At 59.2% G+C, this 25,240-nt stretch carries 19 protein-coding genes, 1 tRNA gene, 2 rRNA genes and 2 pseudogenes (1 of these 24 running past the window's edge); 17 read left to right on the forward strand and 7 right to left on the reverse strand.

Annotation, left to right across the window (positions count from 1 at the left end; translation table 11 throughout):
- The 4 genes from WGT02_RS01335 to WGT02_RS01350 all read left to right on the forward strand — a co-directional run.
- Positions 1 to 2,734, forward strand: a 23S ribosomal RNA gene (locus WGT02_RS01335) (it extends 168 nt beyond the left edge of the window).
- A gap of 182 nt (positions 2,735 to 2,916) precedes the next feature.
- A 5S ribosomal RNA gene (rrf, locus tag WGT02_RS01340) occupies positions 2,917 to 3,031 on the forward strand.
- 135 nt (positions 3,032 to 3,166) lie between these two features.
- Positions 3,167 to 3,243: transfer RNA gene (locus tag WGT02_RS01345), tRNA-Met, on the forward strand.
- A gap of 34 nt (positions 3,244 to 3,277) precedes the next feature.
- Positions 3,278 to 3,505, forward strand: coding sequence for a substrate-binding domain-containing protein (locus WGT02_RS01350; RefSeq protein WP_225039765.1), 228 nt, complete (start codon positions 3,278 to 3,280; stop codon positions 3,503 to 3,505).
- Between the two features lie 368 nt (positions 3,506 to 3,873).
- Here the strand turns inward: WGT02_RS01350 and WGT02_RS01355 are convergent, their stop codons facing one another.
- Positions 3,874 to 4,353 carry a GNAT family N-acetyltransferase gene (locus WGT02_RS01355; protein ID WP_024316213.1) on the reverse strand — a complete coding sequence of 160 codons (480 nt, stop codon included), beginning with the start codon at positions 4,351 to 4,353 and terminating at the stop codon, positions 3,874 to 3,876.
- Between the two features lie 575 nt (positions 4,354 to 4,928).
- On the opposite strand from WGT02_RS01355, the pseudogene WGT02_RS01360 reads away from it, so the two are divergent.
- A pseudogene (locus WGT02_RS01360) lies at positions 4,929 to 5,118 on the forward strand (hypothetical protein).
- Between the two features lie 1,086 nt (positions 5,119 to 6,204).
- Here the strand turns inward: WGT02_RS01360 and WGT02_RS01365 are convergent.
- Positions 6,205 to 7,452, reverse strand: coding sequence for a TPR end-of-group domain-containing protein (locus WGT02_RS01365; protein ID WP_208249371.1), 1,248 nt, complete (start codon positions 7,450 to 7,452; stop codon positions 6,205 to 6,207).
- Positions 7,453 to 7,762: 310 nt separating this feature from the next.
- Here WGT02_RS01365 and WGT02_RS01370 point away from each other — a divergent pair, with 310 nt between their 5' ends.
- The 3 genes from WGT02_RS01370 to WGT02_RS01380 all read left to right on the forward strand — a co-directional run bounded on the left by WGT02_RS01370 (position 7,763) and on the right by WGT02_RS01380 (position 10,696).
- Positions 7,763 to 8,056 carry a hypothetical protein gene (locus WGT02_RS01370; protein WP_024316215.1) on the forward strand — a complete coding sequence of 98 codons (294 nt, stop codon included), beginning with the start codon at positions 7,763 to 7,765 and terminating at the stop codon, positions 8,054 to 8,056.
- A gap of 58 nt (positions 8,057 to 8,114) precedes the next feature.
- A complete protein-coding gene (locus tag WGT02_RS01375; RefSeq protein WP_208249370.1) occupies positions 8,115 to 9,161 on the forward strand; it encodes an AI-2E family transporter in 1,047 nt (348 codons plus the stop codon).
- Between the two features lie 650 nt (positions 9,162 to 9,811).
- Entirely contained in the window at positions 9,812 to 10,696 is an 885-nt protein-coding gene (locus tag WGT02_RS01380) for a DUF2971 domain-containing protein (protein ID WP_024316217.1), read from the forward strand.
- 354 nt (positions 10,697 to 11,050) lie between these two features.
- On the opposite strand, the gene WGT02_RS01385 is transcribed toward WGT02_RS01380, so the two are convergent.
- Positions 11,051 to 12,850: a diguanylate cyclase gene (locus tag WGT02_RS01385; RefSeq protein ID WP_208249369.1), complete on the reverse strand. Its 1,800-nt coding sequence runs from the start codon at positions 12,848 to 12,850 to the stop codon at positions 11,051 to 11,053.
- Positions 12,851 to 13,126: 276 nt separating this feature from the next.
- Between WGT02_RS01385 and WGT02_RS01390 the strand changes: the two genes are divergently transcribed.
- Positions 13,127 to 13,831 (forward strand): GntR family transcriptional regulator, encoded by a 705-nt coding sequence (locus WGT02_RS01390; protein WP_024316219.1) that lies wholly within the window; start codon positions 13,127 to 13,129, stop codon positions 13,829 to 13,831.
- 122 nt (positions 13,832 to 13,953) lie between these two features.
- Entirely contained in the window at positions 13,954 to 14,916 is a 963-nt protein-coding gene (locus WGT02_RS01395) for a dihydrodipicolinate synthase family protein (RefSeq protein ID WP_208249362.1), read from the forward strand.
- Positions 14,917 to 14,986: 70 nt separating this feature from the next.
- Here WGT02_RS01395 and WGT02_RS01400 read toward each other — a convergent pair whose 3' ends face one another.
- The 4 genes and pseudogenes from WGT02_RS01400 to WGT02_RS01415 all read right to left on the reverse strand — a co-directional run bounded on the left by WGT02_RS01400 (position 14,987) and on the right by WGT02_RS01415 (position 17,433).
- The gene (locus WGT02_RS01400) at positions 14,987 to 15,244 is read right to left on the reverse strand and encodes a hypothetical protein (RefSeq protein ID WP_263622909.1); all 258 of its coding nucleotides are present in this window, start codon (positions 15,242 to 15,244) and stop codon (positions 14,987 to 14,989) included.
- 42 nt (positions 15,245 to 15,286) lie between these two features.
- Positions 15,287 to 15,391, reverse strand: a pseudogene (locus WGT02_RS01405) (hypothetical protein); the annotation flags it as partial.
- A complete protein-coding gene (locus WGT02_RS01410; RefSeq protein WP_208249360.1) occupies positions 15,360 to 16,301 on the reverse strand; it encodes an IS4 family transposase in 942 nt (313 codons plus the stop codon). The pseudogene WGT02_RS01405 and the gene WGT02_RS01410, both read right to left, overlap by 32 nt.
- Positions 16,302 to 16,395: 94 nt before the next feature.
- Entirely contained in the window at positions 16,396 to 17,433 is a 1,038-nt protein-coding gene (locus WGT02_RS01415) for an Ldh family oxidoreductase (RefSeq protein ID WP_024316221.1), read from the reverse strand.
- Positions 17,434 to 17,583: 150 nt separating this feature from the next.
- On the opposite strand from WGT02_RS01415, the gene WGT02_RS01420 reads away from it, so the two are divergent.
- From WGT02_RS01420 to WGT02_RS01450, 7 genes are all read left to right on the forward strand, one after another.
- Positions 17,584 to 19,101: an aldehyde dehydrogenase (NADP(+)) gene (locus WGT02_RS01420; RefSeq protein WP_024316222.1), complete on the forward strand. Its 1,518-nt coding sequence runs from the start codon at positions 17,584 to 17,586 to the stop codon at positions 19,099 to 19,101.
- Positions 19,102 to 19,286: 185 nt separating this feature from the next.
- Positions 19,287 to 20,096 carry a transporter substrate-binding domain-containing protein gene (locus WGT02_RS01425; RefSeq protein ID WP_024316223.1) on the forward strand — a complete coding sequence of 270 codons (810 nt, stop codon included), beginning with the start codon at positions 19,287 to 19,289 and terminating at the stop codon, positions 20,094 to 20,096.
- Positions 20,097 to 20,164: 68 nt separating this feature from the next.
- Positions 20,165 to 20,830 carry an amino acid ABC transporter permease gene (locus WGT02_RS01430; RefSeq protein WP_024316224.1) on the forward strand — a complete coding sequence of 222 codons (666 nt, stop codon included), beginning with the start codon at positions 20,165 to 20,167 and terminating at the stop codon, positions 20,828 to 20,830.
- A 12-nt stretch (positions 20,831 to 20,842) separates the two neighbouring features.
- Complete coding sequence (locus WGT02_RS01435; protein WP_024316225.1) at positions 20,843 to 21,496, forward strand: amino acid ABC transporter permease; 654 nt, start codon at positions 20,843 to 20,845, stop codon at positions 21,494 to 21,496.
- Positions 21,489 to 22,211, forward strand: a complete 723-nt coding sequence (locus WGT02_RS01440) for an amino acid ABC transporter ATP-binding protein (protein ID WP_208249358.1) — start codon at positions 21,489 to 21,491, stop codon at positions 22,209 to 22,211. The genes WGT02_RS01435 and WGT02_RS01440 overlap by 8 nt, the downstream gene beginning before the upstream one ends.
- Complete coding sequence (locus tag WGT02_RS01445) at positions 22,211 to 23,452, forward strand: FAD-binding oxidoreductase (RefSeq protein ID WP_024316227.1); 1,242 nt, start codon at positions 22,211 to 22,213, stop codon at positions 23,450 to 23,452. Before WGT02_RS01440 ends, WGT02_RS01445 begins: the two co-directional genes overlap by 1 nt.
- Before the next feature lie 87 nt (positions 23,453 to 23,539).
- Positions 23,540 to 25,231: an aconitase X gene (locus WGT02_RS01450; protein ID WP_024316228.1), complete on the forward strand. Its 1,692-nt coding sequence runs from the start codon at positions 23,540 to 23,542 to the stop codon at positions 25,229 to 25,231.
- Positions 25,232 to 25,240 lie beyond the last annotated feature (9 nt).

Here is a 25,240-nt window from a genome sequence, read left to right on the forward strand (position 1 = left end):
TATGATCCAACGTTACGGCGAACGGTCGCCGACGGACTAACGTCCTGTATGGGAAGTTCCTGTACAGCGCGGTAGCGCGTCGCGGTTGTCCGGCGTTAGAACCCGAGTGGTTTCTAAGCATTGTGATAAGGTATCTGCACCTGAATAAAATAGGGTGTAAGAAGCGAACGCAGGGAACTGAAACATCTAAGTACCTGCAGGAAAGGACATCAACCGAGACTCCGCAAGTAGTGGCGAGCGAACGCGGACCAGGCCAGTGGCAATCAAAGTTAAAGCGGAATGATCTGGAAAGTTTGGCCGTAGCGGGTGACAGCCCCGTACGCGTAGATGCTTTGATTGTCCTAGAGTAGGGCGGGACACGAGAAATCCTGTCTGAACATGGGGAGACCACTCTCCAAGCCTAAGTACTCGTGCATGACCGATAGCGAACAAGTACCGTGAGGGAAAGGTGAAAAGCACCCCGACAAGGGGAGTGAAATAGAACCTGAAACCGGATGCCTACAAACAGTCGGAGCCCGCAAGGGTGACGGCGTACCTTTTGTATAATGGGTCAACGACTTAGTGTAACAAGCAAGCTTAAGCCGGTAGGTGTAGGCGAAGCGAAAGCGAGTCTGAATAGGGCGATTTAGTTTGTTGCATTAGACCCGAAACCGAGTGATCTAGCCATGAGCAGGTTGAAGGTTGGGTAACACCAACTGGAGGACCGAACCCGCATCTGTTGCAATAGATTGGGATGACTTGTGGCTAGGGGTGAAAGGCCAATCAAACTCGGAAATAGCTGGTTCTCCGCGAAATCTATTTAGGTAGAGCGTCGACCGAATACCCCCGGGGGTAGAGCACTGGATGGGCTATGGGGACTCACCGTCTTACTGATCCTAACCAAACTCCGAATACCGGGGAGTACTAGTCGGCAGACACACGGCGGGTGCTAACGTCCGTCGTGAAAAGGGCAACAACCCTAACCTCCAGCTAAGGTCCCCAAGTCATGGCTAAGTGGGAAAGGATGTGAGGATCCCAAAACAACCAGGATGTTGGCTTAGAAGCAGCCATCATTTAAAGAAAGCGTAACAGCTCACTGGTCTAAATAAGGGTCTTTGCGCCGAAAATGTAACGGGGCTGAAGCCATGCACCGAAGCTGAGGATGTGTAGCAATACACGTGGTAGCGGAGCGTTCCGTAAGCCTGTGAAGGGATACCTGTGAGGGGTCCTGGAGGTATCGGAAGTGCGAATGTTGACATGAGTAACGATAAAGAGGGTGAGAGACCCTCTCGCCGAAAGACCAAGGGTTCCTGCTTAAAGTTAAGCTGAGCAGGGTTAGCCGGCCCCTAAGGCGAGGCAGAAATGCGTAGTCGATGGGAACCACGTTAATATTCGTGGGCCTGGTGGTAGTGACGGATTGCTCAACTTGTTCAGACTTATTGGATTGTCTGGGCAGGGACGCGGTTCCAGGAAATAGCTCCACCGTATAGACCGTACCCGAAACCGACACAGGTGGTCAGGTAGAGTATACCAAGGCGCTTGAGAGAACTATGTTGAAGGAACTCGGCAAATTGCACGCGTAACTTCGGAAGAAGCGTGACCCCATGATACGCAAGTATGGTGGGGTGGCACAGACCAGGGGGTAGCGACTGTTTATCAAAAACACAGGGCTCTGCGAAGTCGCAAGACGACGTATAGGGTCTGACGCCTGCCCGGTGCTGGAAGGTTAAGAGGAGAGGTGCAAGCTTTGAATCGAAGCCCCAGTAAACGGCGGCCGTAACTATAACGGTCCTAAGGTAGCGAAATTCCTTGTCGGGTAAGTTCCGACCTGCACGAATGGCGTAACGACTTCCCCGCTGTCTCCAACATAGACTCAGTGAAATTGAATTCCCCGTGAAGATGCGGGGTTCCTGCGGTCAGACGGAAAGACCCCGTGCACCTTTACTATAGCTTTACACTGGCATTCGTGTCGGCATGTGTAGGATAGGTGGTAGGCTTTGAAGCGGGGACGCCAGTTTCCGTGGAGCCATCCTTGAAATACCACCCTTATCGTCATGGATGTCTAACCGCGGTCCGTTATCCGGATCCGGGACAGTGTATGGTGGGTAGTTTGACTGGGGCGGTCGCCTCCGAAAGAGTAACGGAGGCGCGCGATGGTGGGCTCAGACCGGTCGGAAATCGGTCGTCGAGTGCAATGGCATAAGCCCGCCTGACTGCGAGACTGACAAGTCGAGCAGAGACGAAAGTCGGTCATAGTGATCCGGTGGTCCCGCGTGGAAGGGCCATCGCTCAACGGATAAAAGGTACGCCGGGGATAACAGGCTGATGACCCCCAAGAGTCCATATCGACGGGGTTGTTTGGCACCTCGATGTCGGCTCATCGCATCCTGGGGCTGGAGCAGGTCCCAAGGGTTTGGCTGTTCGCCAATTAAAGCGGTACGTGAGCTGGGTTCAGAACGTCGTGAGACAGTTCGGTCCCTATCTGCCGTGGGTGTAGGAATATTGACAGGATCTGTCCCTAGTACGAGAGGACCGGGATGGACATATCTCTGGTGGACCTGTTGTCCTGCCAAGGGCATAGCAGGGTAGCTACATATGGAATGGATAACCGCTGAAGGCATCTAAGCGGGAAACCAACCTGAAAACGAGTATTCCCTATCAGAGCCGTGGAAGACGACCACGTTGATAGGCCGGGTGTGGAAGCGCAGCAATGTGTGAAGCTTACCGGTACTAATAGCTCGATTGGCTTGATCGTTCTCATTGACCATGCTCATCACAGGGCGAATGCAAAGCATTCGTCCCGACCCCGGCAAGCGCAAGGCGCTTGTCCGCTCAAGGTGATGTTAAGACGTGTTCACCCGGCGAACATCAAATGTTCGCCCGGAAAAAAGAGGTCGCAAGACCTCTGCCAGCTTCTCAATTGTTGCGCTTCGCTGACCTGGTGGTCATGGCGGGGCGGCTGCACCCGTTCCCATTCCGAACACGGCCGTGAAACGCCCCAGCGCCTATGGTACTTCGTCTTAAGACGCGGGAGAGTCGGTCGCTGCCAGGTCTGCTAAACGCAACATACAATCTTCTCATCACAACAAACGGCCCAAGCCGAAAACAAAGGGCCGCCCAAAGCGGTCCTTTCCGCTTTGAACACCATAACGCAGAGCGTATACTTCCGGGGACAACGTCCCCTTGGCGCGGGGTGGAGCAGCCCGGTAGCTCGTCAGGCTCATAACCTGAAGGCCGCAGGTTCAAATCCTGCCCCCGCAACCAAATCTTCCCAACCAACCAAAATAACCAGACCCAGATGCGCTGGCGATCCTGGCGCATCCGTCGTGCTCGATTCCGACTTCACGACTTCACGGCAGATGACCGTATCGAGGAATTTACGCGGCTGGGGATCAATGTTCCGGCAGACTTCGCCGTCCTCGGCTGCGGCAATGCAGAGGAAGGACTTTACTGCCAGCCACGCCTTTCGACCATCCGACCATCCGACCAGTGTGGCTCGCCTTGGAAGAGGTTGGGCGTTACTTGATCGAAGGGATTGCCTCTACGAAGCCACCCTTCCCAAGCGATTTTACGGAATTATGGATCGGACGGAGACATTTTCCGCTTGCGTCAAGAACGGACGTTCAGGTAATCAACGACCATAGCGGTTCGGTACGCTAGTAGCACTATCCAAATAGAGCATTTAACCCGAACGGGCAGGCAAACCACATAAGTCTGCCGTGTACGCAAAGCTATATTTTATCGGTAGCAAATGCGCCTTTCTCTGCTTTTATCCCTCTGCTTGATAGCTTGGCGATATGCACGATCAAAGGCTCCCCTTGGTTCCGACAAGCCAAATTATACTAGACGTAGCCATTAGAAGCAGAGCGCTGAGGCAAAGAAAAATAGAGAATTCTAGCCGCGGGCAAACGCCGCCAGCGTCTCTCCCGCCATCCGATAGCGGATCCATTCCTTCTGCGGCTCCGCGCCGATCGCCTCATAGACACGGATCGAAGATTCGTTCCAGTCGAGCACACTCCATTCAAAGCGGCCGCAGCTCTTCTCTAGCGCGATCTGTGCAAGACGCCGCAGCAGTGCCTTGCCGGCCCCCGAGCCGCGCGCGTCCGGTGTTACGTAGAGATCTTCCAGATAAAGGCCGTTCTTCGCCTGCCAAGTCGAATAGCTGAAGAAATAGACCGCCATGCCGATCGCTTGGCCTTCGCGTTCGCAGATCAGCGCATGCGTGACAGAACCGTCGCCGAAGATCGCCGCGCGTGTGCTCTCCTCGGTCGCCTCGACCTCGTGGATCGCCTTTTCATAGTCGGCCAATTCGCGGACGAATCGCAGGATCGTTGCCGCGTCTAAAGGCGTCGCGGGGCGTACGGTAACGGTCATGTGAGAAGGCTCCTGATCTGGCGCTCCAGATGAAAGAAACGTCCCGGCCTGTCAACTGCATGAAGTGCAGAGTGCATCTGTAGGCCTGCAGTTTTGTTCCCGCACTGCTCCACGGCAGCTCTGCGGTTCGATTCACGTCGAGGCGGTGTAGCATTCGATTGAAATGCCTTGGCTGGGTTCTCAAGCCACCGGCCAAAAATCGACGACTTCCTGTTCCGTCTTGCCCGCCTCAATGCCACGTACTCGTGCCCACTATCGAGGTTGCGATCAAGTCCCGAACGGCGTGAAGGTCCGTCAAAACGCAATCGCAGCGGCCAAGAACATCTGGAGTAGGCTAAACCAGATCAGGCACCATGATGATCATCGCTCCTGCGCTTGATGCCGAGAGAACCCCATTTCGGGAGTCCTCAAGGCAACGCATTCGGCAATGGGCAGATTGAGCCTGGGGGGCGGGATGATTTCGGAATGCGGGGGCGGATTGCCTCGGAACCTGCATGATGACCTCCCGTGCACTTGGGAGGGCGTGATAGATTGCGCGCTCAGGGTAGGAAATCACCTCTCAAGGAGACGCATAGATAAACCGATTTCTGGCATTTCTAGCGGCTGGAGCGCTGATCGGTCTTTCTACCATCATTTCGGCCTGCACAACGCCTGCAAACCGTGGTCATCAGGGTTTTACTGCAGCATATCAACAGAGATTATCCGCTAAACCCAGCCTGCGCGGATGGATTCAGACCCAGTAACGGCCGCTCCTGCAGCTATTAAGGGCGCTCACCGAGAATTCCGCACGTGAGCGTTCAAGCCGATTTTGGTAACCTCGGACTTTCTGAGAGAACTCGTGCTTGGGCTATGGAAACGCCATAAGATGCTATCAGCCACAGGCTGAGTGCGACCGCACGGGGCACCGGCTGTTCACCCGACGCCCACCGGCGGCTCGTGAGTTCATCGACGCCAAAAAGCTCTGCGGCGACGCTTGCTGTCAGCCCAGTGACAGCAAGCGCCGCCCTGTATTCGGACGGAGTCATTTGATGCGTTCCCGGCGCGATTTGCGCGCGTTTTATTTCGTTACGCCGCACCTTAACTTTCATTTAATTTCGTGATATCTAATAGACGACATTTATTTGTCTTTTTACGACGCGCCGCCTTTAGCTCTGGTTTCGCGCGTCGAGACCCGGAAGACGCAAGAGGAAACGAGCCCGGTCACTAGACATCGATTGCCGCGCGGTTTGAAGGAGACAACCTTCTGCTTCGACATTGATAGTAAGTCATCCACGGATGACCGAAGCGTAATCGACAGGCTACTTTACACAAGTTGGATCCGAAACGAATTTCAGGGGAGCGCGCCATGCGCGCCGGTCCCATAGGAGACCTTTATCACTGTCACCACCACGGCGTGCCCGTCAGCAGACGGCGATTTTCGTCATAAGGCGACCCTGCATTAGGATATTCTTAAATTTTGCCACGCAGGCTAATCGTGTCGCAGAAGTAATAGGTCGCGACAGGCAACATCGACTAGGCTGAAATTGGTCCGTCTCTTTGGAGGCGGACCTTTTGCTTTGACAAGAGATCAAAAAGCCACAAGAGCCATGCCTCCCTCTGCCCAACGTTTCAGACCTATTCCCGCAGGCATAAGTCCCGCTTCCTGGCGGTCTGGGCAAGTTTCCGCAGGAAGCCGGCGTTACCCGCTGCCCGCTGGATGACCGTCCGGCGCTGCGCATGGATGATGGCGAAGTTAACTCGATCTGGCAAAGGTGAGGGCCAGCGACATCATCCCCGATCGCGCTGCCGGGCTCCGCTCTCCAGCGGCGGAGTCCCCAAAGTCAACGATGCTTGCGACCAAATGCGTTTACGTTAGGGGGCGCAGTCCGGCCAAGTCCCATCCCGGAAGCGAGATCTTGCTGCAAGTATGATTTGAGCGAAACGCGGCAGTGAACGCAAGCTGTCCAAGTCGTTGTCGTTTTCCATCCACACTAGCAATTCAGGGCTCATCTTCGGCGCAATGCGCTCGAGTGCATCCAGCGCCGATGCGGCATCACCACTTATTGCCCATGCACAAGCAAGATTTGACTGGAGCTGAATGTTGTCGGGCTCAAGGAGGCTGGCGCGTGACGCCCATTCGCGGGCTCGCTCGCGATCGCCGAGGAGCGCAAGGATACCGGCCCCATGCCCGATTGCGCCGCTATGGTCGGGTTCAGCAGCGACGATGCGCTCGATGCGCACTAGCGCACGGCGACAGGCGTCAAGCGCCGCCTGCTCGTCGCCCTCGCCCTGGTAGCATTGGATGACCATCGCGGCGGCGTTGTAGTCTGCGGGCGCCAGCGCCGCAGCCCGCTCAAAATAGCGAATGGCGTCGTTGAACCGGCGCTGCATGACAAAGGTCCGCCCAGCGGCCAGATTGGCGGCGTAGTCGTCCGGCTCGAGTTGCAGGGCGATCGCACATTGGCGCTCCGCCTCCTCAAACTGTCCCCTGTATAGAAACAGCAGCGCCTTTCCGGCGTGGGCGCTGGCGAGGCCGGCATCGAGTTCGAGGGCGCGGTCGATTTCCGCTTCGCCCGTCTCGGTGCCACCGATGCTGCGCCTGAGGCGATTGAGCGTTTCGCCAAGAAGTGCCCAGGCACGCGCGTTGCCCGGTTCCAAGTCGGTCACGCGGCGGCAGAGCCGGATGATCAGCGGCAAGTGCCGCTCCGATCCCGTGATATTGTATTGCCGTGCCAGAAGAAACAGCTTGTACGCCTCGGGGTCGGTCGGGGCATAACGCTCGAGCGCCTGGCGTTCTGCGGGCAGCAGGCGAAGCCGGAGCGCCTCAACGACGGCCTTTGCGAGGTCTGACTGCAGCGCCAGGACGTCCTTGATATCCCGGTCGAAGCGCTCGGCCCAGACGGTCGCATCGTTTGTCCCGTCGACCAACTGCGCGGAAAGGCGGATTCGTTCACCTGCCTTGCGTACCTTGCCTTCGAGCACATAGGCTACATTCAGCTGCTGCGCGATCGCTCGCGCGCTCTGAGCCTTCATGCTGAAGGACGTCGCGCGGGAGATCACCGTGAGAGACGAGCTGTAACTGGCGACATCGATGCAGAGAACAGCAGCCAGTTTGCGCATGCAACCATTCCTGTGAAGGTGAACGCTTGCGACGAAAGCTCGGATTTGCGTCTGGCCAGACCATCACATTCTGACATCGGAAACAAGCGAGTGAACTTGATTGTCGGCCTGGCCTAGTGCGTGATGAATCCGGCGCTGATCGGTACCTATGATCAGCGAGATCGACCGCCTGCTGGTCAAGCCGATTGAGATCGGGCACGGAGATTTATAAACGGTCAAGTAGTAGATTCCGCTCATATACAGTGCTACGTTCCTGGTTGTATTCCAGGGGCCGCTGGTTCGGAGGACGCCATGTTCCGATTGGGCAAGGATGGGAAGCGCTGCCAATGCCGATGATGTGGGAGAATTGAAGCGACTGTTCTCTCCCGCGTTGACGCCCCGCCAGAACACCATTCTGACCCATCTGGCCAACTGGTACACCAATACCGAGGCATTGTGCATGGCGACGTCGGGCAATGCGGATCTTCTCGAGCTTTCAAGCCTGCGCACGCCGTATGCCGGAAAACTCGGCGTCATCGAAGAAGGCGCGTTCGCCGATATGCTAGTCTGGGACGGCAATCCGCTTGATTACCTTAGGACGATTGAAATCCGCAATGGAAGCTGAGTGTCGTCATCAAGGATGGACGGATCTTCAAGAATACACTCTAGGCGACGAGGAAACGATGCTGGCACGGAGAACGGTTCCTGCAACCCCGGTTCTGATTGCGGTGCTTCTCCTCGTTGCCATGCTCTCTATGGCAAAGACCGTTCTTGCTCCGTTGACATTTGCCCTCCTGGTGATTGCTCTTCTGTGGCCTATGCAGCGGCGCATGCAGAGGATTGTTCCGCGATATGTCGCGCTCCTCGTTAGCCTGTTCGTCGTCGTGATGGCCTTCGTGGTTTTCGCATGGATCGTGGCCTGGTCCTTCGGGCAGGTGGGGCGGTGGGTCATTGCCGACGCGTCGCGCTTCCAGCAGCATTACGAGGAAATCCGTCTATGGCTTGAGGACCACGGCATCGTCGTTGCGGTGCTTTCGGCCGACAGCTTCTCAACGGCTTCCATCCTGCGCGCCGTTCAGACCGTCAGCAGCCGCGTCAACAGCGCCTTCAGCTTCTGGCTGATCGCACTGACATACGTTCTGCTTGGAATAATGGAGGTCGAGGATTTCGAGCGCAGGATTGCCGGAATGCGAAGTCAGGTCGCGAGAAAACTCCTCCTGGACGGCCGCCGCCAAACGGCGCAGAAACTTCGACGCTATATGGCTATCAGGACGGTGATGAGCATCGCAACCGGGCTGCTTGTATGGCTTTTCGCACGCGCGGTCGGTCTGCCCCTCGCCGAGGAATGGGGTGCCATAGCATTCGCCCTGAACTATATCCCGTTTATTGGACCGCTGGTAGCAACGCTGTTCCCCACGATGTTTGCCCTCATTCAGTTCGACAGCTGGCAGTCGGTACTGGCGATCTTCCTGGGACTGAATCTCATACAATTTACGATCGGCAGCTACATCGAGCCACGTGTCTCGGGCAACGCGCTGTCCCTTTCGCCCGTCATCGTGCTGTTTTCCGTATTCGCCTGGGGTTACCTTTGGGGAATATTCGGTGCATTCATCGGCGTCCCGATCTCGATCGCCTTGCTGACGTTTTGCCGTCATCATCCATCCAGCCAATGGGTCGTTGAGCTGTTTGGAGCCGGTGGCGAGGGCGACGCGGCACCACCACCGCCCTAGATCTGCGGCGCGATTCGGGCAGCCTCGACTGCCTTCAGCCTTCCGGAGTTTCCCCCGGGGCTGATAGTTGGGAAGTCGACCGGCCGGCAGCATTGCCAAGAGACCTCGATTTCGTGTTGATACGTAGCGCCTCTGCCCTCCCCTCGGGGTGGCATTTGTGTTCCCGATTACCGTCGCAAGTCGATCATTGCTTCTGACAAAGGTGATGCTATCGAGATTCACCTCGGACTGGATCTCGATCGGCAATGTCGTTTTCTGGCAATTGGCGCACGACTGCCGAACTGAGGAGGCCCACCAGCAACGCCCTGCAACGGCAGTGCCGACATAGGAAATTTTGCAGTCACGAAAAGGGTCTGGAAGTTCCGTACACACTTCTCCCTTACAATCTCGGCAAGCCTGACAGCATTCAACGAATGTTTCTTGTCCTGGTTGTGGGACGATAGTCTCTTAGAGTAGAGTATCCTTTACAACAGGTAAGTGAAATGCCGGAAGGCGGTTCCTCGGTATGGGCAAGCAATCCTGTCTGGGAATGTCGGGATCGCCACATGTTGATCGGGAAAATTAAACCAGGTCGCTTCGCCGATAAGAGGCGGACGCACATTCCGACCCGGGACGAGTAGAGTGGTTCTGCCCCCAACGGAGCTCGACCGATGCCAAACCTGATTGATAATCACCTGTCCCTTTTGCCGACATCGCCCGGCAGGGTTAGTGCGACAAGGCGGCCGCGGCTTTTCCACTACACAACGCTTCAAGGGTTTCTGGGTATTGTCGGCTCGAAAGTGATATGGGCGACAAATATCCATTATCTGAATGATTCAGAGGAGTTCGCCTACGGCCTCGGCTATCTAAGGACAGAAGCGGAAGCCCGCGCAAAAAACGCATCCTCAGGACATCAGGCCATATTGCTTCGGGTTGCCTCTCTCGTTGATTACTTCAAGCAGGGATATGTCTACACAGCGTCGTTTGCGGAGGACGATGACCTCCTGAGCCAGTGGAGGGGCTATGGTGCCGGAGGGGGTGTATGCCTGGGGTTTGTTGTCGGTGACCTGCAAAGGATTGCGAATAGGTCGGGTTTCCGCCTGATTAAGTGCATCTATGAGCAAAGCCAAAAAGCAGCACTCGCTAAGGAATTCATAGTTCATTCTTTGACGACGATCGATGCCACCACCACGTTGGACGATGAGCGGGTCGAGGAGTTTGCAAACCAGATCGTCACCCGCTACCAGCAACTGGCATGTGCCTTTAAGGATCCGTCCTTTCGCGAGGAATGCGAATGGCGCATCATTTCGAAGTTTGTGCCGCTTGACCATCCGTCTGTAAAAGTCCGTGGGACGGTAACGATGCTGGTGCCGTACTTCGAGGTCGACCTCGATCTGGGTCAAGATAGCCAGGGACGGACGAACATTGGGATTGATACCCTGGTCATCGGCCCCAGCCTGCAGAAGGAGCGAATTCTCCAGGCAGCTTCGATCGCCACTAAGCACTTGACCATTGAAGCTTCAAGGCCATCCGAGATCCCATACCGATCGCTATAGCAGCGCCTTTCGGACGGGCGCGAAGCTTGGCGACGAACTGCCGACTTAATGTCCGCCGCGCTGCAGCGGATGGTTTCATTAGGAGACACTCGCGCTCCAAGCACCCGCTGAACGTCCCCTTTTTATGACGGCGGCGACAGGCTCGTTGAGGTTCGCGATGTGGGAGGGCGCGGTTTCGCGATGATTTCAGTAACGAGGAAATTGGTTACACCTGAAATCTGGCGCGCCGGGCAAGCAGTATCGCAGGCTGAGTCGGCCTCAAGGTCTTGCGCTCTGGCATCGGGCTTGCAGCAGCGGTGCCGCCTTCAGTGGAAGGCGGAGGTGTGTGCTTGCCGCAGCGGACGCCGTGAAGGCCTACCCGGCAAGGCGGTGATTGGGTGATCCGTCGGACCCGTCGACGAGAGTAATGTTTCTGCCCTCCGATTTCGCCCGAAGCAGGGCAGCGTCTGCTCTTTGCAGCAGAGTGGCGGCCGGCTTGCCATCTTCCGTCGAGGCAATCCCGATTGACACGGTCACAGTCCCCAGCGGCCGCCCCTGATAGGTGACGGGCGCGGCCTCGACTGCGCTACGAAGCTTCTCTGCAATATCGATGGCAGACCTCCCCGTTGCCTCGGGCAGAACAATCGTGAACTCCTCGCCGCCGAAGCGGTAGACCGAACCTGACTTGCCGGCCGTGTCGGCCATGAGTGTCGCGACCTGCCGCATCACATGATCGCCGGCATCGTGTCCGAACTCGTCATTGAAGCGCTTGAAGTGATCGATGTCGACCATCAAGCAGGCCGTCGGGCGATCCACGGTGTCTCGGCGTAGCCGGTTCATTTCGTCGTCCAGCGAGCGGCGGTTCAGAAGACTTGTGAGGGGATCTCTTATGGCAAGATGTGTCAGTCGGTCTCTAAGCTGCAGATTAGCGATCGCCAGTCCGATATTCTCCGCGATGATTTCGATGTAGAGCCTTGCAGTCACCATGGCCTTGCCGCCATCCGTTCCCTCGAAATAGAGGAGCCCGACCGTATCGCCGTGGGCGGACAGCGGTATGCAGATGCACGCATCGTCCCCCTCCTCCAGATGCTGGCAGGGTACATCGTCGCGAGAATGGTCGCTGACATGGGGTCTGCCGCGTCTCAATCCCCAGCATTCCGCCGGCGCCAACACGTCGTGCGACCGGCTGGGCTGAAGCCAACGGCTGGCGGAGGTCAGTGCCGACCGACCGCCGTTCATGAGGTACAAGTGTCCGGCGAGGTGCGGAAAGATCTGGGGCGCGAAAAGGGAAACGACCTCGGCAAGTTCTTCCTGCTGCTGGCAGGCCTGAAGCCGATGCATCAAGTGAAGGATGTGATCCTTCGTCTTCTGGTCACGCCGCCGCTCGGCATCCAGGCGCTCTCGTTCCAGGCCATTGTCTCGGAAGATCTGGATCGCCTCGTTCATCTCGCCGATTTCGTCGCGGCGACTGTCGGGAAGCACCTCGACGTCGTAATCCTGTTTCGCCAGTCGATTGACGATCCCGGTCATTCGGAGCAGTGGCGTTGCCACCCGACGCTTCAAGACAAAATACAGGACGCCGATGAAGACGGCGGCGGTCAGCCCTAACATGGACTTGGCTATGGTATCCCAGAGATCGGTTCGCGCTCTTGCGCCAGCGAACTCGCCGTCGGCGCGGGTCGCGACAAGATCGATAAAATGCTGAACACTGGCGAGGAGGTCGGTCTGCAAGCGTTCGTGCTCCGGTCCAAAAAGGGTTTGCCGCGCACCGTCGCGATTGCCGTTTGCGTAGTCGGCAATCGCTTTTTCCTCGATCTGGTCCAGTGCTTCCGCATCACTTTCCAGCCGGCGTAGCGCAACGAGCTCCTGTGGCGACAGGTCGGTCGACTTCAAGCCCTTGATTGCGTGTTCGCGAGCGCGTTCCTCTCCTTCAGCGCTGCGAAATGCCTGAAGATGGCGCTCCTCTCCTCGCATCACGAACAAACGAGCGTCTTCGGTGGTCTGTTCGGCTGCTACGGCCAGCTCATCAACAAGCTCGTCGAGCTGCCGGCGGGTCTCGACCGCGGTTCGTTCGCGAACGGCGCTATGGGCGGACAAAATGAACGCTCTGCCTGAGAGAATGGTGAGCATAACCGTGACGGCGTATGCCCAGTTGGTGATCGTACTGATCCGCATCCTGTCTCTACTCCGCGACACATGGTTCGCCTGAGTGGGCGTCCTGCGATGCTAAACTAGGGCGATAAATGAGCACTTAAATCAGACTATCCAGCCGAAACGCAAGGCTGGCACCAACGAAAGCGTCGCTGGCAGTCTATCACGTTGTCAATGGGTGCCGCGGCCCCTTTTGTCTATTTCCCGTGACGTCGTGCCCATTCACTCGCCGGGGTTGCCGGCGCTATTGATCCCGCGCGCGAGAAAAAGTATTCCTTTTGTCGACAAGAGGATTCTAGGATGACTGATACCGACACGAATTCCACTCCCGAACGCAAGCGCGGCTCCGGCGTCAAGATGGTCTACGACCTCTTGCGTGATGAGATCCTTGACTTGGTTTTGCCGCCCGGCAGCCCGATCGATGAGGTGCAACTGGCCGAGCGGTTCAAGATGTCGCGCACGCCGATCCGTGAGGCGCTGGTGCGACTGGCGGGCGAAGGGCTGATCGACACGCTGCCCAATCGTTCGACCATGGTCTCGAGCATTGATTTCCTCAACATGCACACCTTCTTCGATGCCTTGGTACTAATGTATCGCGTGACCACACGCCTGGCCGCCCAGTATCACCGCGCCGAGGATTTGCAGGTGATCCGCGCGCATCAGGCCGACTTCGCCGCCGCCGTGGCGGCGCAGGATGCTTTGGCGATGATTGCCACCAACGCCGCCTTCCATTCGGCCATCGCCGAGGCCGGACGCAACGCCTATTTCACCGGCCTCTTCAATCGCCTTCTCGATGAGGGGCGGCGCATCCTGCGGCTCTACTACCAATCCTATGAGGATCGCCTGCCACAGCGTTTTGTTGATGAGCATGAGGACATTATCGCCGTCATCGCCGCGCGCGACAGCGAAGCCGCCGATCGCTTGGCAACGATCCATGCCGAGCAGATCGTACAGCAAATACAGAAGCTTTTTGCCCGCGGCGGAAAGCTGGATATCACCCTTTGACAGGCTGCATAATTTTTGTCGACAAATAATATGCAAGTGCTATAACGGCTCTCGAAGACGCGGGGACCGGCGCCAGTGGCGCGTCGATCCCTGTCCGTCCGCCAGGCAACAGGAGTTTCGCAATGAAGGCCAAGATTTTCTCCGGTGTGATTCCGGCTCTGATGACCCCCTGCAAGGAGGATCGTACCCCCGACTTCGATGCCCTCGTCCGCAAGGGACAAGAGCTGATTGCGCAGGGTATGTCGGCCGTCGTTTACTGCGGCTCCATGGGTGACTGGCCGCTCCTGACCGACGCGCAGCGCATGGAAGGCGTCGAGCGCCTGGTAAAGGCCGGCATCCCGGTCATCGTTGGTACCGGCGCCGTCAACAGCGCCTCTGCTGTTGCGCACGCGGCCCATGCCCAGAAGGTTGGGGCGCAGGGCCTGATGGTCATCCCACGCGTCCTGTCGCGTGGCTCGGTGATTGCGGCCCAGAAGGCGCATTTCAAGGCGATCCTGTCGGCTGCGCCTGATCTTCCGGCGGTCATCTACAACAGCCCTTACTATGGCTTCGCCACGCGCGCGGATCTGTTTTTCGCGCTGCGTGCCGAGCATCCGAACCTCGTCGGCTTCAAGGAATTCGGCGGCGCCGCTGACATGCGTTATGCCGCAGAAAACATCACCAGCCGAGATGATGGCGTTTCGTTGATGATCGGCGTCGACACGGCCGTCTTCCACGGCTCCGTAAACTGCGGTGCGACGGGTGCCATCACTGGCATCGGCAACGTCCTGCCGAAGGAAGTGCTGCATCTCTGCAACCTCGCCAAAGCCGCCGCTGCCGGCAATGCCGATGCCCGCCAGCGGGCGCTGGAGCTCGAGCAAGCGCTTGCCGTTCTCTCCTCGTTTGACGAAGGTCCGGACCTCGTGCTGTTCTTCAAACACATGATGGTGCTGAAGGGAGACAAGGAATACACACTGCACTTCAACGAAACCGACGTCCTGACGGACAGCCAGCGTGGCTACGTCGAGGCGCAACTCAAGCTCTTCAACACCTGGTATGCTGAATGGAGCAAGCTTTCCGGTGCTGTTGAGAAATACAAGGCCTGATTTCAAAGGCTCTAAACTGAAAGGCCCCGCTTACGCAGTACTGCAGTTCACTTAGGTTTGCTTACGGCTCTTATCGGGTATCTGGCAGGCAGTTTTTTGACGACACGGGGCATGATCGCCCCCGTTTTTCTGTCAGCAGCAAGTCTGCCAATCTGTTTCTCAATCTGGTGAGGTGGGCGGGGATTTTGCCGGGTGCTTCGATCGCCATCCATCCCCATTCGTGACGCAGGTAATGCAGGGCTGTGATAAAGCTTAGTCGGGTTGGCTCGACTTGGGCTTCGGTCGCGACCTCTGCCATTTCGAGCCGCACCAGATTGTAGGCCAGCAACGCGCCCCAGACCTCCTGATAGACAGTCTCCGGCGTGCCGCTTCGCAGGGTCAGTTCGCTACCGAGAAGCTCCTGCTTGAGTTCGCGATAACTTGTCTCGATGCGCCATCGCTCTTCATACTGATGGACCGATTTCGCTTGCCGGATAAGTTTGTCTGTCCATCAGCGATGTCAACAATATGCGCTTTTTGCCATGGCTGGTGGTCGTCTCGATGGCCCTGACCTCCCAGAAGGCCGGCAAGTCCGGTTCTGCCTGCCGCGCCTGGGGCGAGACCTTCATGCGCACCCGATAATCGGTGGGGTGCGGATCCAGTCGTTCCCATGTGCTGTTGGCTTTGGCCGGAATCAGCCAGTGACGCTCATGTCCCTTCGTCTGCAATTGCAAGAGAAGGCTGGCACTGAAGAAGCCCTTGTCGAAGACCGTCAGCGAATGGTCCGGAACCCGGTCGAGCAGGCTTTTGGCATAGAGCATCTCGTTTGTGCCATAGGCTCCGAACACCGCATCACGCACCAGATGCGTCGCCAGCGCCGTCAGCGTCAGCAGCCGCAATTGCGGATAGCTTGCGACAACACCAGACGCGTAGGCCTGCGCTCCAAAATGCGCCCGGTTCTCCGGGCTGTCGGACGTCCGCAGCGTGCTGCCGTCCACGGCATAACGACAAAGACCCCGCCAGGCACGCCCGGATTGGTGGCGTTCATCCCAGCATGATGCACTCATTGCAAACAACTGCGCCAACGGTGCCTGACCCAAGCGCTGCCGTGCCTGTGTCAACGCGCTCTTGGCAATATCCGCGTTGACCTCATCGGGCAAAACCAGATCAAGATGGGCCACCACCTCCGGGATCGACTGATGACGATAAAGGGCCAACGCAATCACCAGCCAGACGACCTGCTCGGCTGGCAGCTTGCGCTTGCGGATGCTCGCCTTGCCTGTCGTGGCGAGAGCCTGAGCGATCCAGTCCGGGTCGATCGCCTGCGAAAGAGCCGATAATTCGGCCGAATGTCCAAGGGTGCGTGACATCACAAACAAAAACAGGATGGGAAAACGAATCCCCATCCTGAACCATCAAACTTGCCCGCAGCTCACTAAGTGAACTGCATTACTCCGTTTGGAGGGCCTTTTTGCATCGTCGGCAGTGTGAAGCCGTGGCTCAGGCCACCGCCTCCAAGCCGAGTGCGAACAACCGCTCGAGCTGCTTGATTTCGGCGTCGGTGAGCGTAATGCCATCGGCTTCGGATTTTGCGCGCGCCACATAGCGGCGCTGCGAGGGCAGGCGGGCGCCCTGGCCGACGATCGCCTCGAACAGTGTCTCTGCCCGCGCAAATGGATTGCCTGGCCGGCCGGCGGCGAAGGCTTCGGGGGAGAAGGCGATGATCAACTCGCCGTGGAAAGGGGCAAGCGTCGTCGTGCCGAGATAGTCGAGCACCTCGGGGCTTGTCAGGTCGCCGATCATGATGCCGGCCAGCAGCTCGATCATCGTGCCGATGGCTGACCCCTTGTGTCCGCCGAAGGGGAGCATGGCGCCGGCCAGTGCGGCTTCCGGATCGGTCGTCGGATTGCCGTCGGCATCGATCGCCCAGCCCTCAGGCAACGGCTTGCCGGCCCGCCGGTGCAGTTCGATCTCCCCGCGTGCGGCGACCGAGGTTGCAAAATCGAAGACATAGGGCGACTGGCCGACGCGCGGCCAGGCAAAGGCGAAGGGGTTGGTGCCAAGCAGCGGTTTGTTGCCGCCGGTCGGTGCAACGGTTGCATAGCTCGGGCACATGACCAGGCCGGCAAGTCCCTGTTCGGTCAGTCCTTCAGCTTCCGACCAGAGCGCGGAGAAATGCGTGCAGTCGTTGATGACGAGTGCTGCAAGTCCGCAGGAGCCGGCACGCTCCACGAGTGCCGGCAGGCCGAGTTCGAAGGCCGGATTGGCAAAGCCGCCCTTAGCATTGACCTTCACAATCGCCGAGCCTTCCTGCAGCAGCAGTTCCGGCACCGCATCCGGCTTCACCTTGCCCGCCTTCACGGTGCGCAGCGCACCCTCGATCCGGTAGATGCCATGCGATTTGCAGGCATCCCGTTCGCCGGCCACGATCACGCGAGCGAGTGCGCCGGCTTGGATCTCGTTGAGGCCGGCCTTGCGGAAGATCGCATCGACCCGCTCCTGCAGTGCCGCGACGGTCAGGGTGGTGTTATCGCTCATCTTGTGTCTCTCATGGATGGCCCGGCCGCCAAAGGCGATCGAGTGTTGATGTTATAAATACATAGAGTATACAAAGATCCGACGCGTGCAATTCGCCTGCGGATGGATTTTCGCGTAAAGCACCCCGGGCTCTCAAGAAAGGAATCGCAGATGGTCTTCACTCCCAATGGAAAACACCTCGTCGCTGGCGAATGGCTCGACGGAGTTGGTACTTTTGCATCCGCGCCGGCGCATGGTCCAGTGCATCGGTTCGCCGTCGGCACGGTAGACCTGGTGAATCGCGCATGTGAAGCTGCCGAAGATGCATTCTGGAGCTACGGCTACTCCACTCGTGCGGAGCGAGCGGCGTTCCTGCGTGCCATTGCTGACGAGATCGAGGCTCGCGCCGAGGCGATCACAGAGATCGGTAGCCAGGAAACCGGTCTGCCGGAAGCGCGCCTGCAGGGCGAACGGGGTCGCACAACCGGCCAGTTACGGCTTTTCGCCGATCATATTGAAAAGGGCGAATATCTCGATCGCCGTCTCGATGCCGCGCTGCCCGACCGACAACCCGCGCCGCGGCCGGAGATCCGGCTCATCCAGCGCCCGATCGGCCCGGTTGGCGTCTTCGGCGCCTCGAACTTCCCGCTCGCCTTTTCAACTGCTGGTGGCGATACCGCGGCCGCGCTGGCGGCAGGTTGCCCTGTCGTCGTCAAGGGCCATTCGGCGCATCCAGGGACCGGTGAGATTGTCGCGCAGGCCATCGAGGTGGCCATCCGCAAGACGGGTGTCCATCCGGGCGTATTCTCGCTGATCCAGGGCGGCAGCCGCGAAGTTGGCCATGCGCTGGTGCAGCACCCACGGATCAAGGCGGTCGGCTTCACCGGCTCACTCGCCGGCGGCCGCGCCCTCTTCAATCTCTGCGCCACGCGACCGGAACCGATCCCGTTCTTTGGCGAGCTCGGTTCTGTCAATCCAATGTTTCTGCTGCCCGAAGCGTTGAGGGCGCGTGCCGAGACGCTCGGCCAGGGCTGGGCGGCGTCGCTGACGATGGGCGCCGGTCAGTTCTGCACCAACCCTGGGATCGCTGTAGTGACCGAGAGTGCCGACGCCGATCGCTTCGTAGCCGCGACGGTCGAGGCACTCGGCAAGGTGGCGCCGCAGACGATGCTGACGGATGGGATCGCGAAGGCCTATCAGGATGGGAAGGCGCGCTTTGCAACCCGCAATACGGTCAAGCCGCTGTTCGTCGGCGAAACCTCCAACCGTTCTGCCGCCCCGAACCTATTCGAGACGACGGGCGCGCAGTTCCTCGCCGATCACGCTCTGGGCGAAGAGGTCTTCGGACCGCTCGGTCTCGTGGTGCGCGTGGAGACAATCGATGAGATGGAGCAGCTTGCGCGCGGCTTCGAAGGCCAGTTGACGGCCACGATCCATATGGATGCGGGCGATCTTGCTGACGCGCGCCGCCTGCGTCCCGTGCTGGAGCGCAAGGCCGGACGCGTGCTGGTTAACGGGTTCCCCACTGGGGTCGAGGTGGTCGATTCCATGGTCCATGGCGGGCCCTATCCGGCGTCGACCAACTTTGGGGCCACCAGCGTCGGCACGATGTCGATCCGGCGTTTCCTGCGACCGGTCTCGTACCAGAACATGTCCGAAGAGCTTCTGCCGGAAGATTTTCTCGGCTGATCCCTACTGCCGATAGAAATAGCAAGGGCGGCCACGATTTGGCCGCCCTTTTTTGTCGACATGAATATCGATAATCTTATACTTTTTGTATACTGCATGTATTTTGATATTGATTTGCGCGCGCTGACGGGGAATAGTGCGCCTCATCCGCCAATGGACAATCCAACTCTGGGAGAGAGAAAAAGATGAAATCCTCGGTCCTCGCCTTCGGCCTTCTGGCCGCCACCACCCTTCTGACCAGCCCGGCCAAGGCTGACAAGTTGGACGATATCATCGGTTCGGGCACGCTGCGTTGCGCTGTCGTGTTGGACTTCCCGCCGATGGGTTCGCGCGACGAGAACAACAATCCGATCGGCTTCGACGTGGACTACTGCAACGATCTGGCCAAGGCGCTGGGCGTAACTGCCGAAATCGTTGAGACCCCGTTCCCTGAACGTATTCCGGCGTTGATGTCCGGCCGCGTCGACGTGGGCGTTGCCTCCACGTCCGACACCCTCGAACGCGCCAAGACCGTCGGCATGACGGTTCCCTACTTTGCTTTCGAGATGGCTGTTACCGCCAATGAGAAGTCGGGCGTGAAGTCCTTCGAAGACATGAAGGGCAAGGTCGTCGGCGCCACGGCCGGCACCTATGAAGCGATCGCACTCGAGCAGCAGGTCAAGGCTTGGGGTACCGGCGAGTTCCGTCCTTACCAGACCCAGGCCGACGTATTCCTGGCGCTGAGCCAAGGTCAGCTCGATGCCACCGTTTCCACCTCGACCGTGGCGCAAGCGAACGTCAAGACCGGCAAGTTCGCGGGTATCTCAGTGGTCGGCAAGGCGCCCTTCGACATCGACTACGTCGCGCTCTTCACCAACCGTGAGGAATACGGCCTCATCAACTACCTGAACCTGTTCGTCAACCAGCAGGTTCGCACCGGCCGCTACGACGAACTCTACAAGAAGTGGGTCGGCGGCGAGGTACCGTCTCTCGCGGTCAATGGCGTATACCGCTGATCTGACCGTTTCTCCCGCGGCGCGAGGCGATCCCTCGCGCCGCAGCTTTACAAAAAGGTGAGACGGTCATGTTCAACTACACCTTCCACTGGAACCAAGCCCTCAAAGCATTGCCGCAGATGCTTGATGGTGCGCTGGTCACGCTGCAGATTGCGCTCTTGTCCATGGTCATCGGACTGGCTTGCGCGATCGCGCTGACCTTGTTCCGGCTATCCGGCAACCGCATCCTTGGCGGCTTCACCATGGCCTGGGTCGAGATCGCCCGAAATACGCCTGCGCTGTTCCAGATTTACATGGCCCATTTTGGCCTTGGCAATTTCGGCATTCACCTCACTCCATCGACCGCGCTCTTGGTGGGCATTGCCTTCAACAACGGCGGCTACCTGGCTGAAAATTTTCGCGGCGCACTGAAGGCGATCCCAGACACGCAGACCCGGGCCGGGCGCTCGCTTGGCATGACGTCGATGCAGACCTTTCGCCTGATCGTCTTGCCACAGATGCTGCGCGTGGCCTTTCTGCCGGCGACCAACCAAATGGTCTGGGCAGTTCTAATGACGTCGCTCGGCGTGACCGTCGGCATGAACACCGACCTTGCCGGCGTGACCCAGGAACTGAATGCGCGCTCCTTCCGCACCTTTGAATTCTTCGCCTTGGCTGCCGTGATCTATTACGTCATCGCCAAGGTTCTGACCCTTGCTACCCGGGCGCTCGCCTGGCGTATGTTTCGCTACTGAGAGAGGTGAGAGATGTTCAATACTGCCCTCACCTGGGGTGATCTGGCCTTCCTGGCGCAAGGCGCGGGGATGACGCTTGCGGTCACAGCCGTTTCGGTCGCTGCCGGCACCCTCCTCGGAATCCTTTTCGGAATGATCCGCGTCGAACTCGGGCCCTACTGGTCCGCACCGCTGACCTTCGCGCTCGACGTCTTCCGCTCGGTGCCTTTGTTGATCCAGCTTGTGCTTGGCAATGCACTCCAGTCGATCATGCGGCTTGGCTGGCCTCCGTTCACGACCTCCTGCGTGGTGCTGTCGCTCTATACCGCCGCCTATTGCACGGAGATCGTGCGCGGCGGCATTTCCTCGGTGCCACCAACCACGCGTCGTGCGGCTCGCTCGCTCGGCATGACCTGGTGGCAGGATATGCGCTATATCGTTACGCCTCTTGCCACCCGCGTTTCGCTGCCGTCCTGGATTGGTCTGACGCTCGGCGTCATGAAGGATTCCGCGCTGGTGCTCTGGCTTGGCCTTATCGAGTTGCTGCGCGCCTCGCAGATTCTCGTTACCCGGCTGCAGGAGCCGCTGTTCATCTTGATGATCTGCGGCGCCGTCTACTTCATCATCAGCTTCCCCATCGCCCGGATTGGCGGGTATCTCGAAAAACGGTGGTCCCCCAATGATTGAGATTGAAAACGTTCGCAAATCCTTTGGCCCGTTGGAGGTTCTGAAAGGCATCGACCTCATCGTCCAAAAAGGCGAAGTGGTCACCGTCATCGGCGGTTCCGGTTCGGGCAAGTCGACGCTGCTCACCTGCATCAACGGGCTGGAGCCTATCGATTCGGGGCGCGTCGTAATCGACGGCACCGAGGTTCATGCCAAGAGCACCGACCTCAACAAGCTTCGTCGCAAGGTCGGGATCGTCTTCCAGCAGTGGAACGCCTTCCCGCATCTGACCGTACTGGAAAACGTCATGCTGGCGCCCCGCAAGGTTCTCGGCCTGTCGAAGGACAAAGCCGAGGAGATTGCCGTCAAGCAGTTGACGCATGTTGGCCTCGGCGAGAAGCTGGAGGTCTATCCGAACCGCATGTCGGGCGGCCAGCAGCAGCGCATGGCGATTGCCCGTGCGCTTGCCATGTCGCCGGAATACATGTTGTTCGACGAGGTGACGTCAGCGCTGGATCCCATGTTCGTTGGCGAAGTGCTGGACACACTGAAGATGCTCGCCGAAGAGGGAATGACGATGATCTGCGTCACCCACGAGATGGCCTTTGCTCGGGACGTATCCAAGCGTGTTGCCTTCTTCCATCAGGGCATTATGACCGAGATCGGTACGCCCGATCAGATTTTCGGCGCGCCGCAGCATCCTGAAACGCAGAAGTTCCTGGCGAGCGTGCGCTGATGGCCGGACCTGATGTCATCGTGGTCGGCGCGGGGGTCGTTGGCCTATCGGCGGCGATCGCAGCACAGGCAAGAGGGCTTTCGGTGGTCGTACTCGACCGAGAGGGTCCCGCTGCTGGAGCATCGGCAGGCAATGCCGGCGCCTTCGCCTTCACCGACATCTTGCCGCTTGCCTCGCCTGGCATTCTGAAGAAAGCGCCGAAGTGGCTTCTCGATCCGCTCGGTCCACTGTCGGTCCCGCCTGCCTATGCCTTGCAGATCGCGCCCTGGATGTTCCGGTTCTGGCGTGCCTGTGCGCCGGGCCGTGTCGCACATTCCACAGCGGCGCAAACCGCGCTGATGGATCTTTCGAAGGCAGAGCTCGAGCCGTTTCTGCAGCAGACCGGCACCGCAGCCATGCTGCGCAAGGACGGCAATCTCCAGGTTTACGAGGGCGAAGCGGAGCTGAACGCATCGCTTCCCGGCTGGAAGGCGCGGGAAGCGCACGGCGTTGAGTTCCATCACCTCGATGCTGTCGGCATGGCTGAGATCCAGCCCGGCCTCGCGCCGCGCTTTACCCATGGCACCTTCACGCCGGGCTGGCACTCCATCGCAGATCCCAAGCTCTATACCCTTGCCTTGGCGGGCCACTTCCGCGCCATGGGCGGCACCATCAAGCGCGCGGAGGTAACGGCGTTGCGTCCCGTAGAGGGCGGCGTCGATGTTGTGAGCACCGGCGGCGGTTCGCGACGTGCCGCGCGCGTGGTCCTGTCGGCAGGCGCCTATTCCCATCAAGTAGCCCGCACCATCGGCGAGAACATTCCGCTGGAAACGGAGAGGGGCTACAACACCACCCTTCCTCCCGAGGCTTTCGACTTGCGCACCCAGGTTACCTTCGGCGGTCACGGCTTCGTCGTTACCCGGCTATCGACGGGTATCCGTATCGGCGGTGCCGTCGAGCTCGGGGGGCTCAAGCTCGCGCCGAACTTCCGTCGCTCGGAAGCGATGCTGGAGAAGGCCGGGAGTTTCCTGCCCGGCCTGAAGCCGCAAGGTGGCGTTCAGTGGATGGGCTTCCGCCCATCCTTGCCCGACAGCTTGCCCGCCATCGGCCATGCCCGCGACAGCCACCGGGTTGTCTATGCTTTCGGTCACGGCCATCTCGGCCTCACTCAGTCGGCAGGGACCGCGCGGATCGTCGCGGATCTGCTGACAGGCAAGAACCCCGCCATCGACATCGCGTTCTTCTCGCCGCAAAGATTCTGATGGAGGCCCACAGCGTGCCAACCGCGATGTTGGTTCGCAACGCCCCCGTTGGTGACCGTCATCTCTCCGCTCAAGGATTCGCGTGAAATGAAAAAATCAGCACTCGATCGCAGCATTCTCGGAGGCTCCGCCAAAGGTCCCGTCATCGCCACCAAGGAGGCCTTGAGCTTCTGGGGTGGGGTCGATCCGGCGACCGGCAGCGTGATCGACGTGCACCACCCGCTTCACGGGACCTGCCTGACGGACGGCATCCTGATGATGCCGTCGAGCCGCGGGTCCTGCACGGGTTCCGGCGTGCTCCTTGACCTCGTCCTGACAGGGCGTGCACCGGCAGCCTTGGTTTTTTCCGAGGCTGAGGATGTGCTGACGCTCGGCGCGCTAATCGCATCCGAAATGTTCGGCAAGCCGTTGCCTGTCCTGAGGCTCGGGCCGGAAGCCTTTGCGGCGCTCTCCCGCGCGAAGACGGCTGAGATCCGCGATACGGCGGTTGTGGCGGACGGGCTGGAGATTTCGATGGCTCCTCCGGCGACCGCTGCGCTCGACCTCACCGAAGCCGATCGCGCCATGCTTGACGGACGGCAAGGTATCGCCGTGCAGCAGGCCATGCGCATCATATGCGCCATGGCGGCGCAGCAAGGTGCGCATGGGCTCGTGGATGTCACGCAGGGCCATATTGACGGCTGTATCTACGCCAGCCCGGCAAATCTCACCTTTGCGGAGAGGATGGCGGATATGGGGGCGCTGGTTTGCGTGCCGACGACCATGAACGCCATTTCCGTGGATCGCGCCAATTGGCAAGCGCAGGGCGTACCGTCGACCTTCGGCGACCCGGCCGCGCGGCTTGCCGATGCCTATGTCCGCATGGGCTGTCGGCCGACGTTCACCTGCTCTCCCTACCTGCTCGACAGCGCGCCAAAGGCAGGCGAATCCATTGCATGGGCGGAATCTAACGCGGTGATCTTCGCCAACACGGTCCTCGGGGCGAGGACGGCAAAGCACCCCGACTTCCTCGATCTCTGCATAGCGCTGACGGCCCGCGCACCGCTATCTGGTGTCTATCTCGACGAGCACCGCAAGGCGCGGCGTATCGTCGATGTCGAACTGCCTGAGAACGTCGATGACGCCTTCTGGCCGCTGATCGGCTATCTCGCCGGTCGCGCAGCACCGGACCGCATTCCGCTTCTGCGCGGTCTCAGTCCCGCGCAGCCTTCGCAGGACGATCTCAAGGCCCTTTGCGCCGCTTTTGGCACCACGTCCGCAGCACCCATGCTGCATGTGGAGGGCGTCACTCCTGAGGCCACCGACGCGGCACCCGATAGCGCCGATCGCGCCTTCATCTCGCGCGCCGACATGGCCGCGGCCTGGACGGTTCTCAATGAAGGGCCGGAGGAAGTAGAACTCGTCGCCATCGGCAGCCCTCATGCCTCTCTGAGCGAATGTCGTGCCTTGGCAGATATGCTTGCTGACCGCATCCGGCACTCCGATGTCACGGTGATCGTCACCGCCGGTCGGCAAGTCATCAGCGCGGCGCGCAACGAAGGCTTACTAAGCAGATTGGAGGACGCAGGCGTACAGGTGTTGCCCGATCTCTGCTGGTGTTCGATTTCCGAGCCGGTGTTCCCGACGCGCACCCGCGCCCTGATGACGAATTCGGGCAAGTATGCCCACTACGGCCCCGGCCTTTCCGGTCGCGCCGTTCGCTTCGGCAGTCTTGCCGATTGCGTTACCGCGGCTCTGACTGGGCGTGTTCCGGCACAGTTGCCAGATTGGCTTTCCTGAGGAGGTATC

The organism is Rhizobium sp. T1470, from assembly GCF_042140505.1.
Taxonomy (GTDB): domain Bacteria; phylum Pseudomonadota; class Alphaproteobacteria; order Rhizobiales; family Rhizobiaceae; genus Rhizobium; species Rhizobium favelukesii.